17 protein-coding genes and 1 tRNA gene are annotated in these 15,786 nt (G+C 33.8%); 6 read left to right on the top strand and 12 right to left on the bottom strand.

The features are described from left to right. Nucleotides 1-101: 101 nt before the first annotated feature. From AC3WRL_RS03090 to AC3WRL_RS03080, 3 genes are all read left to right on the top strand, one after another. Nucleotides 102-1,604: a serine hydrolase gene (locus AC3WRL_RS03090; protein ID WP_492329707.1), complete on the top strand. Its 1,503-nt coding sequence runs from the start codon at nucleotides 102-104 to the stop codon at nucleotides 1,602-1,604. Between the two features lie 430 nt (nucleotides 1,605-2,034). Next, entirely contained in the window at nucleotides 2,035-3,063 is a 1,029-nt protein-coding gene (locus tag AC3WRL_RS03085) for an SDR family oxidoreductase (protein ID WP_261511290.1), read from the top strand. Between the two features lie 2 nt (nucleotides 3,064-3,065). Continuing rightward, the gene (locus tag AC3WRL_RS03080) at nucleotides 3,066-3,647 is read left to right on the top strand and encodes a Crp/Fnr family transcriptional regulator (RefSeq protein ID WP_261511291.1); all 582 of its coding nucleotides are present in this window, start codon (nucleotides 3,066-3,068) and stop codon (nucleotides 3,645-3,647) included. A 33-nt stretch (nucleotides 3,648-3,680) separates the two neighbouring features. On the opposite strand, the gene AC3WRL_RS03075 is transcribed toward AC3WRL_RS03080, so the two are convergent. The 7 genes from AC3WRL_RS03075 to AC3WRL_RS03045 form a co-directional block, all read right to left on the bottom strand. Then, complete coding sequence (locus AC3WRL_RS03075) at nucleotides 3,681-4,079, bottom strand: hypothetical protein (RefSeq protein ID WP_261511292.1); 399 nt, start codon at nucleotides 4,077-4,079, stop codon at nucleotides 3,681-3,683. A gap of 21 nt (nucleotides 4,080-4,100) precedes the next feature. Next, complete coding sequence (gene lpxD, locus AC3WRL_RS03070; protein WP_214831982.1) at nucleotides 4,101-5,114, bottom strand: UDP-3-O-(3-hydroxymyristoyl)glucosamine N-acyltransferase; 1,014 nt, start codon at nucleotides 5,112-5,114, stop codon at nucleotides 4,101-4,103. Nucleotides 5,115-5,530: 416 nt separating this feature from the next. Then, complete coding sequence (locus AC3WRL_RS03065) at nucleotides 5,531-5,935, bottom strand: membrane lipoprotein lipid attachment site-containing protein (RefSeq protein WP_214831972.1); 405 nt, start codon at nucleotides 5,933-5,935, stop codon at nucleotides 5,531-5,533. A gap of 289 nt (nucleotides 5,936-6,224) precedes the next feature. Beyond that, a complete protein-coding gene (locus tag AC3WRL_RS03060; RefSeq protein WP_492329706.1) occupies nucleotides 6,225-6,983 on the bottom strand; it encodes an SDR family NAD(P)-dependent oxidoreductase in 759 nt (252 codons plus the stop codon). A 438-nt stretch (nucleotides 6,984-7,421) separates the two neighbouring features. Further along, the gene (locus tag AC3WRL_RS03055) at nucleotides 7,422-8,006 is read right to left on the bottom strand and encodes a Crp/Fnr family transcriptional regulator (protein WP_214831961.1); all 585 of its coding nucleotides are present in this window, start codon (nucleotides 8,004-8,006) and stop codon (nucleotides 7,422-7,424) included. A gap of 161 nt (nucleotides 8,007-8,167) precedes the next feature. Next, nucleotides 8,168-8,249 (bottom strand) — tRNA-Leu (locus AC3WRL_RS03050). A 68-nt stretch (nucleotides 8,250-8,317) separates the two neighbouring features. Further along, on the bottom strand, nucleotides 8,318-9,085 hold the full coding sequence (locus AC3WRL_RS03045; RefSeq protein WP_261511293.1) for an MBL fold metallo-hydrolase: 768 nt from the start codon (nucleotides 9,083-9,085) through the stop codon (nucleotides 8,318-8,320). Nucleotides 9,086-9,139: 54 nt separating this feature from the next. On the opposite strand from AC3WRL_RS03045, the gene AC3WRL_RS03040 reads away from it, so the two are divergent. Together AC3WRL_RS03040 and AC3WRL_RS03035 are read left to right on the top strand one after the other, a co-directional pair. Next, nucleotides 9,140-10,567 carry a TonB-dependent receptor gene (locus AC3WRL_RS03040; protein ID WP_214826580.1) on the top strand — a complete coding sequence of 476 codons (1,428 nt, stop codon included), beginning with the start codon at nucleotides 9,140-9,142 and terminating at the stop codon, nucleotides 10,565-10,567. A 12-nt stretch (nucleotides 10,568-10,579) separates the two neighbouring features. After that, entirely contained in the window at nucleotides 10,580-11,029 is a 450-nt protein-coding gene (locus AC3WRL_RS03035) for a GAF domain-containing protein (RefSeq protein WP_214826577.1), read from the top strand. Nucleotides 11,030-11,163: 134 nt separating this feature from the next. Here the strand turns inward: AC3WRL_RS03035 and AC3WRL_RS03030 are convergent, their stop codons facing one another. Then, a complete protein-coding gene (locus AC3WRL_RS03030) occupies nucleotides 11,164-11,901 on the bottom strand; it encodes an ABC transporter substrate-binding protein (protein WP_492329705.1) in 738 nt (245 codons plus the stop codon). Between the two features lie 193 nt (nucleotides 11,902-12,094). Between AC3WRL_RS03030 and AC3WRL_RS03025 the strand changes: the two genes are divergently transcribed. Beyond that, nucleotides 12,095-12,658, top strand: coding sequence for a hypothetical protein (locus AC3WRL_RS03025; RefSeq protein ID WP_492329704.1), 564 nt, complete (start codon nucleotides 12,095-12,097; stop codon nucleotides 12,656-12,658). Between the two features lie 66 nt (nucleotides 12,659-12,724). On the opposite strand, the gene mgtE is transcribed toward AC3WRL_RS03025, so the two are convergent. From mgtE to AC3WRL_RS03005, 4 genes are all read right to left on the bottom strand, one after another. Next, nucleotides 12,725-14,047 carry a magnesium transporter gene (gene mgtE, locus AC3WRL_RS03020; RefSeq protein ID WP_214826570.1) on the bottom strand — a complete coding sequence of 441 codons (1,323 nt, stop codon included), beginning with the start codon at nucleotides 14,045-14,047 and terminating at the stop codon, nucleotides 12,725-12,727. Nucleotides 14,048-14,421: 374 nt separating this feature from the next. Continuing rightward, complete coding sequence (locus AC3WRL_RS03015) at nucleotides 14,422-14,565, bottom strand: bacteriocin-like protein (RefSeq protein ID WP_449243611.1); 144 nt, start codon at nucleotides 14,563-14,565, stop codon at nucleotides 14,422-14,424. 35 nt (nucleotides 14,566-14,600) lie between these two features. Then, nucleotides 14,601-14,744: a bacteriocin-like protein gene (locus AC3WRL_RS03010; RefSeq protein WP_449243612.1), complete on the bottom strand. Its 144-nt coding sequence runs from the start codon at nucleotides 14,742-14,744 to the stop codon at nucleotides 14,601-14,603. A gap of 467 nt (nucleotides 14,745-15,211) precedes the next feature. Then, nucleotides 15,212-15,769, bottom strand: coding sequence for a pyruvate decarboxylase (locus AC3WRL_RS03005; protein WP_214826567.1), 558 nt, complete (start codon nucleotides 15,767-15,769; stop codon nucleotides 15,212-15,214). Nucleotides 15,770-15,786: the final 17 nt, after the last annotated feature.

The raw sequence follows: 15,786 nt of genomic DNA, 5'->3' as shown, positions 1-15,786 counted from the left end.
TTGTTAATGAGGTTATGTTATTGAATGTTGAGTTGTTCTATTAATGAACGCTTAAGTTAGCACTACGATATATTATTAAACTATTTCCAAAAGAACATTTTATGAGAAGAACAGTCTCTACTTACATTTTTTGCTTGGTACCATTATTTATATTTTCTTTTATCTCTGGTCAAAGAAAGGATGTTGTCACATTTTTTAAAGAATTACACGCTGACCAACAATTTAATGGCAATGTATTAATTGCTGATAAAAACGGTATTGTTTATCAGCAGTCGCTGGGTTTTGCTAACTTAACAACGCAACTACCTCTTTCATCAGATTCTAAATTTCCAATAGCTTCTATTTCTAAAACCTTTACATCAACGGCTATATTGCAGCTTAAACAAAAAGGAAAGCTTAAACTTAGTGATCCTGTCCAGAAATATCTTGCCGATTTTCCATATAAAGAGGTTACTATAAAGCATCTGCTCAGTAATACTTCAGGTTTGGTAGATTATTATCACCTCTTTGATTCTGTAATGGAACAGAATCCTGATAAGATTATAACCAATAGTGATATTATTCCGACATTGATTCAGTATAAAGTTCCACTTAGCTTTGCTCCCGGAGAAAAATGGGAATATAACAACGTGAATTTCTGCATTGCGGCACTGATTGTTGAGAAAGTTTCAGGAATACCATATTCCAAATATTTACAGGAAAATATCTTTAAACCAGCTGGGATGAAAAACAGTATACAGCCCTTTGATAGAAGTGTTTTACAGGAAGGAGAGGTTGAGCGTTATAGTTTTAGAAATCTTTATACAACAAAGCTTGAGAATGTTCACAGCATGCCGGAAAATTTCAAAATAAGTGAGCATAGCAATTTTTATGGGAATGGAGGAATAGTAAGCACAGCGGAAGATCTTTATCTTTTTGACCAGAGTCTTTACAGTGGTGTGTTGCTGGGACAAGAGGAACTCGATGAAGCATTTACCCGGGTAAAACTTAATGATGGAAAAACAGCAGTATATAAACTTGATGAAAAAGAAGTAGGATATGGATTGGGATGGGAGATATATTTGGATGAAAGTAATGGAAAAATTGTTTTTCATGATGGGTCTATAACGGGTCTTACAAGTATATTAGTGAGAAATATTTCTCAAAAACAGTCCGTTATTCTACTGGAAAATAATGGAAGCAATGCTGTTTTTTCTGCATCAAATGCCATGATAGCATTATTGAATCAGAAACAATATGATCCGGTTCGACAGGCTTTTTCAAGGATATACGGAAGTACACTTGTAGATAAAGGAGTAAAAGAAGCCAATCAACTGTTGAACAAATACAATAAAAACCCTCAAAAATATAGGGTCACCGAAAGAGAATTGATTCGAATGGGTTATGAACTTGCCCGACAGAAAAAATTAGCTTCAGCACTTCATGTTTTTAAAACCACGACTCAAATATTCCCGGAAAGTTGGAATGCATTTGATAGTTATGGAGAAACTTTATTACTAAATAACGAAAAGGATGAGGCGATAAAAATGTACAAAAAATCAATAGAACTCAATCCTAAAAATGAAAATGGGAAAAAAGTTTTGAAGGGATTGGGTGAAATTTGATAGTGTAAAGAATAATATCTTAAAACGATACGAAAGTGTTTTTAAAAAAGGTGAAAAAAAAACCTCTGAATTTTTCAGAGGTTTTTTTGGGAGATTATACTAAGTAATGACTTAATCGAAAAAAGGTAATGACAGTATTTTTTAACAAATGGTAATTGTCAACTCAATGACAACCAGTAACTTTACAATTGTAAAACGGAGTACCTGTTCTCGAAATAGAACTTTTGTTATAATAATTTTAAAAAATAACAGTACGGAAATTTTATATACACGAAACTGGGAAACAAATGATTTAAAAATTATTTTGTATTCAATTAAAATATCATAAAAGAGATTGCTATTTTACTCTTTTTTGAAATTATTATTACTGTATTTCTAATGATAATGATTAGAGTTTTTCATTAAAACATTAAACATTAAAAAAAAGATCATGAACAATAAAAGAGTTTTATTAACAGGGGTGTCTGGCTTTTTAGGTCTACACACAGCAATCCAGCTTTTGGAAAAAGGATATACAGTTATCGGGACATTACGAAACCTCGAGAGGGCAGGTGCCATTAAAGCAATCATTGAAAAACATACCTCAAATGCTCAAAATATTTCTTTTGTTGAAGCAGATTTGAAATCGACAGATGTTTGGTTTCAATTGACAGAAAATATTGATTTTATTCAACATATTGCATCACCATTTCCTCGTGTTTTACCTAAAAAAGAAGAAGAACTCATAGAACCTGCAAAATCAGGTACTTTAAATATACTAAAAGCGGCATCAGCAAATGGTGTAAAGCGTGTGGTGATAACTTCGTCCCTAGCATCAGTAATGTATGGCAAAACAAAAAATGAACTTGCTTCAACATTAAATGAAAACCACTGGACCGATGAAAATAATAAAAAAGATACAACACCTTATATCAGAAGTAAGACAATTGCAGAAAAGTCAGCATGGAAATTTATTCAAAAAGATAGATCTGGTTTAGAATTAACTACTGTTTTACCAGGAGCTATATTAGGACCTGTATTAGAAGATGATTTCGGTACTTCTGCAAATATAGTGATCAAATTAATGGATGGAAGCACACCAGCATTACCTAAAATAGGATTTGATATCGTTGATGTTCGTTCTGTTGCAGACTTATTAATAAGGGCTATGGAATTGCCACAGGCAAAGAATCAGAGATATATAGCTTCATCAGGATATTTGACTTTTAAAGATATTGCAGCAATACTAAAATTACATAATCCAGACAGGAAAATACCATCTAAAGAGCTTCCAGATATATTTGTAAAATTACTTTCTAATTTTGATACCGCTTTAAAGCCAATTTTAATAGATTTGAGAATAAAAAGGAAAATAGATACTTCAAAAGCAATAAATGAACTACAGTGGAAACCATTATCTTTAGAAGAAGCTGTTTTATCCTGTGCAAAAAGTATCAGTGAATTGGGAATTATAAAATAAAAATGGAAAAGTTAAGATCATCTTTAAGTTTTGGAGGTATTTTATCACAAGAGAGCATAGATCATGTCTCATTGTTATTCAAAAAAAATGAACTCAAAGCTAATGAGCATTTTCAACAGATTGATGGAGTTTCAAATAAAATTGGGTTTGTAGAAAATGGGATAATAAGGGGTTATTCTATTGGTAAAAATGATACAGAGGTTACAAAATACTTTGTTCGTGAGAGTCAATTCTTTGTTGATCTGGAGAGTTATTATGCATCATTACCAAGCAAGGATGCTTTTCAGGCGGTTACAGACTCAACAATTTATTCGATCCAAAAATCGGTTATTGAAAAACTGAGTGAAGATCTTCCCAACTTTTATATTTACCTGAAAAGTATAACCGAAGCGCAACTTTTAAACAAATTAAAAGACAATGATTTTTTAAATTATGGTGATGCTAAAACGAAATATCTTGAATTTATTAGCCGTTATCCAATTTTAGCATTACAAGTACCACAACAATATATTGCTTCTTATTTAAAAATAACACCACAGTCTTTAAGTAGGATTAGAAATATAATTTCGAAAAAAAGCAAGTGACTTATTATATGTATAGCTTGTTATCATTTTCGGCTACTGCCTTTTTGCAATTGTGATTTCCTCATAGGTATCACCCATTACTGTATTGAATTGTGAAACGGTTAATTCATCTCCTTTAATTGAAGCATTATAAATAACCCCATTGAATATCATACTTCCATTGCCAAATGTTCCTTTTTGTGTAGTGTAATGATCACAGGTAGAGTAGGATACAAAAGTAGCATCACTAGGCTGAGTGATTTCATAATATGACTTTGCAGTGCAGGTGCCTTCATGTATCACAGTAAATGTTACGATATTATTTTTTCTGGTTAGTGATTTGTAAACAAAATATTTTGTAGATTTTTTGATTTCAGGAGGAGGAGCATCATAATCACCCAGGCATGAATTTAATAGGAGAATTGAAGATAAAATAAATACTAATAATTTCATTTTAAAACACTGATAATTGTCTTACGTTAGTTCGCTGATTTCTTTTTTTCCAGCCGTAAGTCTTTTAAGAAAAGCCCATTGTTTTAGAGTAGTGCGTGCTTCGGCAGCAGGATAACCAAGATAGGTTTTACCAGCAGGTACATCGCCTACAACACCAGACCCCGCACCTATAGTGGCGCCATCGCCAATAGTAGTATGGTCTTTAATAGAGGCGCTTCCACCAATAATAACACCATTACCCAGAGTAACACTCCCTGCAAGTCCACTGTTACCAGCCATAATACAAAACTTACCCAGTATACTGTTGTGACCGATTTGCACAAGATTATCGATCTTACATCCATCGCCAATAATGGTAGAGCTAAATTTACCACGGTCAACACAAGTACCGGCACCAATTTCTACCCAATCCCCAATGATAACATTACCAATTTGTGGGACTTTTGCCAATCCCCTTTCAGGGCATGGTCTAAACCCAAAACCATCTGCACCAATAGTTGCATTGGGATGAATTATTGTGTTTTTACCAATATGACAGTTTTCTCTAATAACAACACCGCTCCATATAGTACTGTTTTTACCAATAGTGCTTTTGTCTAAAATCGTAGCATTTGGGTAAATGGTTACATTGTCACCCAATTCTACATTAGGGCCAATATATGTACCTGCACCAATACGTACACCTACACCAATAATAGCAGAAGGGTGTACCGAAGCTGTAGTATGAATATCTGTATCGAATTGTGGATGAAGGGGTGCAAACAATTCCAGTATCTGCGACATGGCAAGGTCAGCATTATTAACCTTTATAAATGCTCTGTTTTCACCGGGCTCAATAGATATATCATTATTTACAACAGCTACCGATGCTTTACTGCATGCCCAAAGTTTTTCGTATTTTTTACTACCTATAAAAGTAATTTGATGATTTCCGGCGAGCTCTATTTGCTCAGGAGAGGAAACAGAATGCGACGTACCGCCTACTATGTAACCTTTTAATAACGTATTAATTTCTAATGCTGAAAATGATTTCATAAGTAGTTGTTTTTGCTGTTTTTGCAGTAATCAAATGTTAGTGAGGGGATTACCATAAACTAAAAAGGAAAGTAATGACATTTAATTGTTGGTTTATGGGCATATATTAGTAAAACGCAAAAAAAAGAAAATTATTTTAATAAACAAGTATTTTTATTGTTAAGTTTTTAATAACCAGTCGTCAATATAAATTATTTCGATAAAATTTATGATGAATTTTTCATTTTTTGTTAATTGGAGATGGTGGGAATCTTCCCTTCTGTACTGGTGTGAGAGTCACTTTAGGGATAAAAAATAATCCTGAAAAACTGATTGATAGGCTTTTACGGCTGTATTTTGTGAACTGATATACTATGTGACAGTTTGATAATTGGGTCATTTTTCCGAAGGAAATACAAGTTGTAAAGCTATTTATATTATTGCAGTATAATTTTATAGTATCCTTTTTCTTCTTTAACATCAAAACCTACTCCCGTAAATGTCAGTTTGTTTATTTGGAACCCATCACAGCCTCCTTTGAATTCGGACGACTGTATTGAAAAATTAAAAGTTTTGACTGAAGAATAGAATGTGTAATTTTTTGTGCCATTATATTCACCTACATTCTCTAAAATAATCTTGTCATCATCTGTTTTGGAAGCCTGTATCACAACTTGATTTTCGTCTTTGACTGAAAAGTTATTAAGAGTTCCGTTGGTAATTAGGTTTACATTATCAACATCAACGAATTCAAAAATGATAGGCAGAGGAGCATTATAACAATCGTTTCCACAGGCTGTCAAAACAAAAGTCATTAAAAGAAATAGTATTATTTTTTTCATGTGAGAGATTAATTCGGTGAAATGTGAAGTTAATCATTAAACGAATGTGGTCAAAATTATAAATAATATTCTTTACATCTCGGATCTGCAAAAATTGAGTGGTATAACGAATCACCAGAAGCAATGTTTTTCGGACGTATATTCTCTAAATTAACAATCGGTTACTAAAAAATAAAGCCGGAAAAGCATCGCTTTTCCGGTTGAGTACCATAACCGAAAATGTAGTTTGAAAAAAAACACTGTTAATCAGTGATAAGTCTTATTAACTTTCATTTTTGGAGTTGCGATTTTAAAAACCATACATACCACCCGAAACGGAAATTTGCTCACCCGTAATCCAGGCTGCATCATCTGAAGCCAGGAATACCGCAGCTTTTGCAATATCTGCGGGCTGTCCTCTGCGGCCAAGTGGTGTTTTTTCGATAAACATTTTTTCATACTCACTGCCGGCGGTAACGCCTGCACTGGTTGCACCTTCTGTTTCCGTAGCGCCGGGCAAAATAGAATTGATACGGATATTTTTTCCACCCAGTTCTTTAGATAATGCAATGGTGAACGCATCTATTGCGGCCTTGGTTGAAGAGTATAATGATGCATTTGGAAGTGGGTATTTACTTGCACCCGAACTAATATTGATGATGTTTCCGCCCTTATCTCCAAAAAGTTTCAGAGCTGCCTGGATAGTCAATACAGTTCCTAACACATTGACGTTGAAACTTTGGTGGAAATCCTTTACCGAAATTTCTTCAATAGATGCATATCCCTGAGATACCGCATTATTGACTAAAATATCCAGGGTGCCGAAAGCATTCTCGGTTTCTTTAAACAACCTGATCACATCTGCTTCGTTCGATACATCTGCTTGTACTGCAATGGCTATTCCACCATTATTTGTTATTGCTTTAACGACTTTGTCTGCTCCTTCTTTGCTGGAGGCATAATTTACAACAACCTTTGCACCTGCTGCTGCAAAATGTTTGGCAATAGCTGCACCAATTCCTTTGGAAGCACCGGTAACTATCGCTACCTTGTTTTCTAATTTACTCATGATTTCTATTATTAATTGCATTGAAATTCTTCAGGTTTTTTTCCTTCTGAAGTATATGCAAAGTTGCTGCATCATAACGAGCTGCACGTTGAGATGGATCATTGATTACAAGTGACAAATATCAATTCAAAGTGATGATTTAAATCAAATAGATATGTTAAAAGGTTGTAAAAAAGCGACTTATGGAAAATGTGAAAATGAAAAAAAGAGAATGCTAAAGGATCACAAAGGCATAAATTGCATCATTAAGTACTTTTTCATTGGGGGAAGGGACAAAATTGCATAATCCAAATTGGGGTATCCGGCGGAGGTAATTTACAAATTATACAAATCCGGGCATTGATTTATAGGATGTTTATGTCAGGTGGGTAGAAGATCCTTAGGTGATTCAATCTAACAGGCGTAAAATGATAGCGAATCCTAAGATAGTTAAAGGATCTATTTTAAAGCGTTTTTCTTTATCCTGCTCAGAGTTTCAGATGTTAATCCAAGATAAGAAGCGATCATGTTTTGCGGAAACCGCTGAAGAAAATAAGGATAATTTTTGACGAATTCCTCATAGCGCTCTTCAGCGGAATAGTTAATAGCCAGCATCCTTTTCTGAGCTGCAATAGTATTGTTTTGGCTAATCACGTTCGACATCGCAGAAAAAGCAGGGATATGCTTGAGAAATTCTTCAATTTCCGCGTTTGTTGATTGTAGGATCTCAAGTTCCTCCAACGCTTCAATATTAAAGCGGCTTGGTGTTAGAAGGTAAAAGCTTTCAAAATCTGTCAGCCACCAATTTTCTATAGACAATTTTAGTATATTTTCATGTCCTTTCTCATCTACTGTAAAGGTTCTGGCGGAGCCCTTTACAATAAATCCAATATATTTGCAAACGTCTCCTTCCTGTAAAAAATATTGTCGTTTTCGAAGTTTTTTGGGTTTGAAATGTACTGTCAATAATTGCTTATCATCTTCTGATAGCAATTTTCCTGATATTTCTTGAATGTAATCAAAAAACGTTTCAAAATTGGACATTATAAAAGTATCTTAATGGTTTGCAATTTACTCAATTTAAAACATATCTCTATAATGCAGAAAACATATATTAGGGTACTGCCTTTTGTAATTTGTTGATTATCAAAGTGTGTTAAATAAAATGGCACTAACTGTTTTTAGTTAGTGCCATTTTTCTTTTGTACCCAGTACCAGAATCGAACTGGTACATCTTTCGATACTAGAGTTTGAGTCTAGCGCGTCTACCAATTCCGCCAACTGGGCTTGTTTTAAATTGGTGTGCAAATATAGAAACTTTTCTGAAAATTTAAAAATTTTTTATGAACTTTTCTTTAAAATTTTATTTCCAAACCGTCGTAAGCAAGGTGCATTCCGGGTGGAAGTAGTTTATCTTCAACATCATGCAAACCTAGGTGATGGCTTATATGAGTAAGAAATAATTGTTTAGGTTTTAGTTCTTCATGGAGCTGAATAGCATCTGGAAGAATAAAATGAGCCGGATGGGGATCAAATTTTCGGATGACATTTAAAATTAAAACATCAAGATCTTTTAATTTTTCTTTTTCAGTTTCAGAAATAAAGCTGGCATCCGTGATGTAGGCCAGTTTTTTGAACTTATATCCAAAGATAGCTATTTGATGGTGCATTACCTCGATTGGAGTTATCTCTGCATCTAAAATATGAAAAGATTTATTTTCAATTTCATGAAGATCAAAAGCTGGGGCGCCGGGATATCTCACGTCGGCAAAAGCATAAGGAAAGCGCTCTCTAATTTCATTTCCTACTCTTTTATTACAGTAAATAGGCATGTTTTCGCCACTTTTGAAAATAAGTGGCCGCATATCATCTAGCCCGATGATATGATCATTATGCTCATGGGTAATTAGAGCGATATCTACTGTATTTTCGTGGTTTGCCAACATCTGCTGCCTGAAATCCGGGCCGCAGTCGATGAGTATTTTTCTGTTTTCTTCTGTAGAGATCATTACGGAAGATCGCAAGCGATTGTCTTTTGGATTATCCGAAGTACAGACCTCACAAGTACAGCCAATAACGGGTACGCCCTGAGAAGTACCAGTTCCTAAAAATTTCAACTTCATTTTGTTTTGAGGTTGGTATTATTTTGGTAAATTTACAAAAAATTTAATGTCCTAATGTATCAGAAACTAACTCCTAAACAAAAAGCATTAACAATTAATCTAGATCCTACTATTTATGGTACTTTCGCGGAAATTGGAGCAGGGCAGGAGACTGTTCGACATTTTTTTAGAGCAGGTGGGGCTTCCGGTACAATTGCTAAGGCGATGTCTGCATATGACAAAGATTTTAGTGATGCCATTTATGGGAAAGAGGCTAAAAACAGGTATGTTACTCAGAACCGACTTCGCAAAATGCTTCGATATGAAGTTGCATTGATAGAAGAAAGGATTTCCAGAGAAAACAGTCCAAACAGAAAGTTCTTTTCCTATGCTAATACGGTAACTACCATTAATTTTGATAAGACCCTTAAAGGGCACGGTTGGGTAGGAATCCGTTTTCAGGTAAAAGAAAATGAGGACTATAACGAAATTGTTATCCACGTAAAATTCAAAGAGAATGATGCTACTTTACAGCAGGAAACTCTTGGAAATTTAGGGGTAAATCTTATTTTCGGAGCCTTTACTTATTATGACAATCCACGAACATTAATTGAGTCTTTATATGATGATGTAGCGACTGACAATCTTGAAATTGATATGATCGATTTCAGTGGTCCTGCCTTCGACTATGTGGATAACAGATTGATGTCTTTACAACTGGTGAAAAATAACATGACTGATGCTGTTATTTTCAATAGCCAGGGTAATAATATGTTACCGGCAGATATTCTTTACAAAAAAAATATTTTTGCGGTAAGGGGAAGTTTCAGACCGGTAACCAAAGTAAATATTGACATGCTGCAAAATGGTATAGATATGTTTATGAAAGATGCTGCTTGTACCCAGGAACAAACCGAAATTTTAATTGAAATTACAATTTCCAACCTTCGGGCTGATGGTGATATCGATGAAAGGGATTTTATGGATAGGGTGGATATCTTAGGGAAATTAGGATATACGGTAATTGTTTCGAACTTCTCAGAATACTATCGATTGATCGATTATTTTGCTTCCTATACTACCGGAAATATTGGAGTGGCAATGGGAGTAAATAATCTGTTGATGGTGTTTGATGAGAAATACTATAAAAACCTGTCAGGTGGAATTCTCGAAGCCTTTGGTAAGTTTTTCCGTAACGGAATGAGAGTGTATCTTTATCCATATAAAGATCCGGAAACACACGAATTACTGGATGCTTCTACGCTTAAGGTAGAAGAAAATTTGAAAGAGCTTTACAAATACTTCAAATTGAACAATCGTATCGTAGACATTAAAAATTATAATCCGGAGTTCCTGGAAATTTATTCCAGAGAAATATTAAGAAAAATTGCTTGTAATATCAAAGGCTGGGAAACTCAGGTTCCTGAAGGTGTTGCGGAAATGATTAAAGAACGTGGGATGTTCGGATATAAAGAAGAATTTTCATTAAAACAACTCTCTTAAAACAACAATATAATGTCAGAATTAAAGAAAAGGCTTTCTTCTATTCTTGAAAGCCCAAAACATAATACAGAAGAAAAACTTCAGAAAGTTTGTCACCTGCTGGATCAGGAAATTTCCTATTTCAATTGGACGGGTTTCTATTTTAAAAATGGAGATAAGGAGGAATTGATTTTAGGTCCTTATGTAGGAGCTGAGACGGATCATACTATTATTCCATTTGGAAAAGGTATTTGTGGTCAGGTTGCAGTTTCTAATGAAACCTATGTAGTCCCTGATGTTAAGCAGGAAAGTAATTATTTGAGCTGTTCAATTGATACCAAGGCAGAAATCGTAGTTCCGATTTTTAAAAATGGAGAAAATGTTGGACAGATCGATATCGATTCTCATAAAATAGATCCTTTTACGGATGAAGACCGTGAATTATTAGAATGGCTTTGTAAAGAAGTTTCCAAAATTTTATAATCCATCTTAAAGAAAATACAACTCCGGTCACAAGCCGGAGTTTTTTTGTTTGTATGGTCTTAGCATTTATTCTAAAGTATCTGCGGGCAATAAAACATATTCATTTATTTAATAGAAATGGGCATAGTCATAAATTATTTAGAATCTGAATCTATCTCAGCAATCAATTCTTTAAAATAATCTTCACATTTTGCAATGTGTGTTCCATACCAGGAAAATGCTTCCCCATCAACAATCATCATTTTTTTATCGGGATAATATTCTTTTAACTCTGCAATATGTTTTTCTTTAAATGGAAAGGGTTCAGAAGAAAGCATGATAACATCAGTATCAGCAAGATCTTCAATGGTAACTTCCGGATATCGGGTTTTATCTTTAAAGCTATTCTCAAAACCAATTTCAGTTAAAATTCTATGGATAAAAGTATCAGAGCCAATAGTCATATAAGGGTTTTTCCAGATCAGGTAAGCTGCTTTTATTTTTGAATTGATTTTCGCTTGGTTTAGAACTTCATAGATCTTCAGATTGTAAGTTTTTGCTGTTTCTTCTTTATGGAAAATATTTCCTAAATTTTTTAATAGATAATAGTTGTCTTCAATGGTTTCGACGTTTGTTACAACAACTTTGAAATCTTCCATTAGAGCTTCTACCTGTTCTTTGATATTCTCTTCTTTATTGGCAAGAATAAGATCTGGTTTTAAGCTTTTAATCTTTTCAATATTCAGGTTTTTTGTTCCACCGATAATGGGAACATTTTTTACTTTTTCCTGGGGATGAATACAAAATTTTGTTCTTCCAATAATCTCATTTTCAGTTAACCCTAAATCAAATAATGCCTCCGTTATAGAGGGTACCAGAGAAATAACTTTCATTTTTAGACTTTGCCTAAAATTACAAAAGTTTTTTAAGTAATGAAATATTACAATATTTCATTACTTATTGTATTAATAAAAATTAAAGTTGCTGATTAAGTGATCAGTAAGGGATTTGTTACTATTTAATTCATTTAAAAGTGTGTTATTTTTTTCTCAATCTATATATTTGCAAACTTAAATAGTTTAATTTATGAAAAAGACATTAATTCTTTTAACTTCTTTGATGCTTATTACATCATGTTCTAATAACGATGATATAGTAGATGCAGTAGGGAACAATGCAAAAACAAATAATGATGGTTTAGCCGTAAAATCAAAATCAGGATTGGAAGCGAAAGGAGCTCCTATTGCACCTTGGATTGCTTTTAATGGTGACTTTGCAAGAGTAATAGACAATGGTAATGTGATGTATTATGTGAAGTTTACAGGTAAGTGGAGGCATATTGATAAACAAGCTACTTGGGATGGTCTTTTTATTGATAAGGTTTTTAAATATGATCGTCCATCAATAAAAAGCTTGGTTGAATATACTCAAACAGCGGTAGCAAATCCTATCTTTTTAGATAATGGGCTTTTGCAAAATCCAAATAACGGAAGGATATACTTTAGAGAAGGTAATACATTAAAATGGATTCCTTCAATGAATTTATTTGAACAATATCATTTTAATCCAAATGCTGTTGTTCAGTCAACAGAAACAGAGGATCCTTTTAAATATACTCAACTACCAGATTTGTCTAACGATCTATATTAATAATTTAAGCCTCATATTTTGAGGCTTTTTTATGCTTGTTAATTATAATAAATTACTTTAAAAATTCTATAAAAGTTTACCGGTTAAGAAAAGTCCAGCCACGGAAAAATATATAATTAATCCGGTAACATCCACCAGAGTTGCTACAAAAGGAGCAGATGATGTTGCAGGATCGAGTTTTAATTTCTTCAGGATAAATGGAACCATAGAACCTGAAAGAGTTCCCCAAAGTACGATTAGCACTAGAGAGACCGCGACACTTAAGCCTACATATACCCAATGTGCTCCATAGCTGAAGAAACCTGCTTCATGCCAGATCATAATTCTTAAGAAACCAATAATTCCCAGGATTCCTCCCAGAAATAATCCTGTAAAAATTTCCTTTTTCATGACATACCACCAGTCTTTTAGACCGATTTCCTGAAGTGCCATAGCTCTAATGATAAGCGTTGCAGCCTGTGATCCAGAATTTCCACCACTGGAAATAATTAAGGGAACAAATAACGCCAATACCACTGCCTTTTGGATCTCGTCTTCAAAATATCCCATAGCTGATGCGGTGAGCATTTCAGAAAAGAATAATATGATCAGCCACATTCCTCTCTTTTTTACCATTTCAATAAGAGAAGTTTGTGTATAAGGTAAATCTAATGCTTCAAGACCTCCAAACTTCTGAATGTCTTCCGTATTTTGTTGTTCAATCTGGTCAAGGATGTCATCAATCGTTACAATCCCTACAAGGACTCCTGATTCTGTAATAATAGGAAGTGCAGTACGGTCGTATTTTTCAAAATACGTAACAGCATCTTCTTTTGAGGTCATTGTGGTAATGGCAACAAAATGGTTATCTGTAAGATCAGATACTAAGGTGTCTTCTTCGGCTAATAATAAACTTCCGACTGCTAAGTCATCAATTAAACGGTTTCTTTCATCCACCACATAAAGATGGTTCATTGTTTCAACCCTTTTTCCAACCTTCTTGATCTGTTGCAGACATTTCTTTACTGTCCACTCCTTACGGATCTGGATGTAGTAGGGGGTCATTAATCGGGCAATGGAATCAGAATGGTATCCCAAAAGTTTCAATGCAATCCTTCTTTCCTGTGGGTTAAGATGATTGATGGAATATTTAATAAGTTCATCCGGAAAATCTTCAAACAGTGCCGTCCTGTCATCTGGAGTCATCGCATTCAGGATCTCTGAAACATCATCACTTCCAATACTTCTGATAGTTTCTTCCTGGAAGTCCGGATCGAGATGAGAGAATACCTCTGCTTTGTATTCTTTGGGAACTTTCAAAAATGCCAATAGCCTCTCATCAGCAGGAAGATCGCTAAGAGTTTCGGCAATGTCGGCAGGATTTAAGATAAGTTCGTCAGTATAATTCAAAACGTGAGATTTTTGGATACGCAAAAATAATTCAATTTTTTAGAATTGCCCAATGATGTGGCAAAATTAAGGATTTATTAAAGTTTTATTCTTGTGATCTGTGGTAATTAGCATTGATCTATAGGGGATATTAATGAAAAAACATCTGTGGGGGACAGATGTTTAAATTAGTTTTAAAAAAAATAAGTTTTTTATTCAAGCGGTTCGCAAACAGGAAAGGGAGATACCATACAAATTCCTCCACTGCAGCATTCTCCAGCCCAGCATTGAGTTGAATCTTTGCACTTTCTGATAAGCCCGCTGCCATTTATTTCTTTTTGCATCAGCCTGTCCAGTTTTTTTAAATTTACATTTTTCATGGTATTTGATTTAAATTAATCTTCAATACAAGCTTGCGGTACACAGATTCCATTGCAGCACCATGCTCCAAAACATTGTGCGTGGCTGGTGCATCTTTTAAGAGCTCCGCCATTAATTGCTTTTTGTTCTTGTCTGTTAAGTTTTTTTAGATTTTTCATAAGGTTTTAATATAAAGTTAAACTAATAGGTGTTATTAATCTTCAAAGCACGCATCCAGAACGCAAACCCTGTGGCAGCAAAATCCTCCAAAACACTGTGAGTTGTCAGTGCATTTTATAATTCCCCCTCCATTAATTGTTTTTTGTTCTTGTCTGTTGAGTTTTTTTAAATTTTTCATAGTGTAAAGTATTTGGTTTTAATGTGTTACTAAAATAATGAAAATATTTATATTATTCACTCATTTGTAGAGTTAATTGTTTCCTGCTAATCTTTATCAGATGAGAATTATGGTATAAAAAACAAAACACCCGCAAAAATTGCGGGTATAATAATGAATTTAAAAAATGAAGAGATTTATTTTGTTTAATTAAACTTCGGGTAGGTGGTGAGTACGATATACTCTTTTTCGACATGATCTATCAGTACATCTAAAATGCTTAGTTACATCTCAAGCTGTAACACTAGGGTTTCAATGCTTGCTTCGGGTTGGTTTTTGATTTTTCATGGTCATTAGTTTGTTAGTATGAAACTAAATTAATCAAAATATTTGAATTATTCACAAATAAATTGAATTATTTTTATCAAAATTTATTAAAATTTTGATTTCTAATGAGATGTGTGAAATGTAGTGATAGTGATGTAAAACTAAAAGCCAGATTCTGAAGAAGGTTTTAGTTTTCTTAATTTTTTCAGAATACTTTTTATTGCTCCGTTGGTTCCTATCTTGATAGAGTTCTCTGCTGAACCTAAAAGACGCATATTTTTACGGTAAGTATCATAATCCGATTCTGTAATAAAATTCCCCGATGCATCAAAAAGTTTCATACTTACAATAACCTGATTGGAGAAAACATACTTTCCAATTCCTACTTTGAAATATTTTACCTTAGGAACGATCGCAAAATCAGCATCATTGTTGATGCAGTAGTCAGCAATGGTTTGGGTATCTACACTATCAAAAGGGATCTGGACTTCAGTTCGAAGCATTTTATTTTTCTTATAGCCGCTTAAATGATCTGAGACAGCACTAAAAAATGCATGATTGGTAGGCTCTTTTATTTCTTCAATATCAGGTTCTACTTCAGGATTAAAGTATAGAACTTTTTTTATTTTGTCCTCTGAAGCACCTTTTTGTGCTTTTACTGAAGCGATACCGATCAGTAAAAGAGTAGAAGCCGTGGTAAAAAGTAAAATTTTTCTCATTTGTATTCGTTTGCAAA

The sequence above is a fragment of the Chryseobacterium sp. FW101-FHT12H09 genome, from assembly GCF_058790395.1.
Note: the sequence above shows the minus strand (reverse complement) of the source record. Positions and strands in the feature narration are given on the sequence as shown.

Excerpts from the sequence above, each read along its gene's own strand:
- AC3WRL_RS03005 (WP_214826567.1), bottom strand. The coding sequence starts at position 15,769 with ATGAGAAAAATTTTACTTTTTACCACGGCTTCTACTCTTTTACTGATC.
- AC3WRL_RS03090 (WP_492329707.1), top strand. The coding sequence starts at position 102 with ATGAGAAGAACAGTCTCTACTTACATTTTTTGCTTGGTACCATTATTT.
- AC3WRL_RS03080 (WP_261511291.1), top strand. The coding sequence starts at position 3,066 with ATGGAAAAGTTAAGATCATCTTTAAGTTTTGGAGGTATTTTATCACAA.
- AC3WRL_RS03015 (WP_449243611.1), bottom strand. The coding sequence starts at position 14,565 with ATGAAAAATCTAAAAAAACTTAACAGACAAGAACAAAAAGCAATTAAT.
- AC3WRL_RS03075 (WP_261511292.1), bottom strand. The coding sequence starts at position 4,079 with ATGAAATTATTAGTATTTATTTTATCTTCAATTCTCCTATTAAATTCA.
- lpxD (WP_214831982.1), bottom strand. The coding sequence starts at position 5,114 with ATGAAATCATTTTCAGCATTAGAAATTAATACGTTATTAAAAGGTTAC.
- AC3WRL_RS03085 (WP_261511290.1), top strand. The coding sequence starts at position 2,035 with ATGAACAATAAAAGAGTTTTATTAACAGGGGTGTCTGGCTTTTTAGGT.
- AC3WRL_RS03065 (WP_214831972.1), bottom strand. The coding sequence starts at position 5,935 with ATGAAAAAAATAATACTATTTCTTTTAATGACTTTTGTTTTGACAGCC.
- AC3WRL_RS03060 (WP_492329706.1), bottom strand. The coding sequence starts at position 6,983 with ATGAGTAAATTAGAAAACAAGGTAGCGATAGTTACCGGTGCTTCCAAA.
- AC3WRL_RS03025 (WP_492329704.1), top strand. The coding sequence starts at position 12,095 with ATGAAAAAGACATTAATTCTTTTAACTTCTTTGATGCTTATTACATCA.
- AC3WRL_RS03045 (WP_261511293.1), bottom strand. The coding sequence starts at position 9,085 with ATGAAGTTGAAATTTTTAGGAACTGGTACTTCTCAGGGCGTACCCGTT.
- AC3WRL_RS03055 (WP_214831961.1), bottom strand. The coding sequence starts at position 8,006 with ATGTCCAATTTTGAAACGTTTTTTGATTACATTCAAGAAATATCAGGA.
- AC3WRL_RS03040 (WP_214826580.1), top strand. The coding sequence starts at position 9,140 with ATGTATCAGAAACTAACTCCTAAACAAAAAGCATTAACAATTAATCTA.
- AC3WRL_RS03035 (WP_214826577.1), top strand. The coding sequence starts at position 10,580 with ATGTCAGAATTAAAGAAAAGGCTTTCTTCTATTCTTGAAAGCCCAAAA.
- AC3WRL_RS03010 (WP_449243612.1), bottom strand. The coding sequence starts at position 14,744 with ATGAAAAATTTAAAAAAACTCAACAGACAAGAACAAAAAACAATTAAT.
- AC3WRL_RS03030 (WP_492329705.1), bottom strand. The coding sequence starts at position 11,901 with ATGAAAGTTATTTCTCTGGTACCCTCTATAACGGAGGCATTATTTGAT.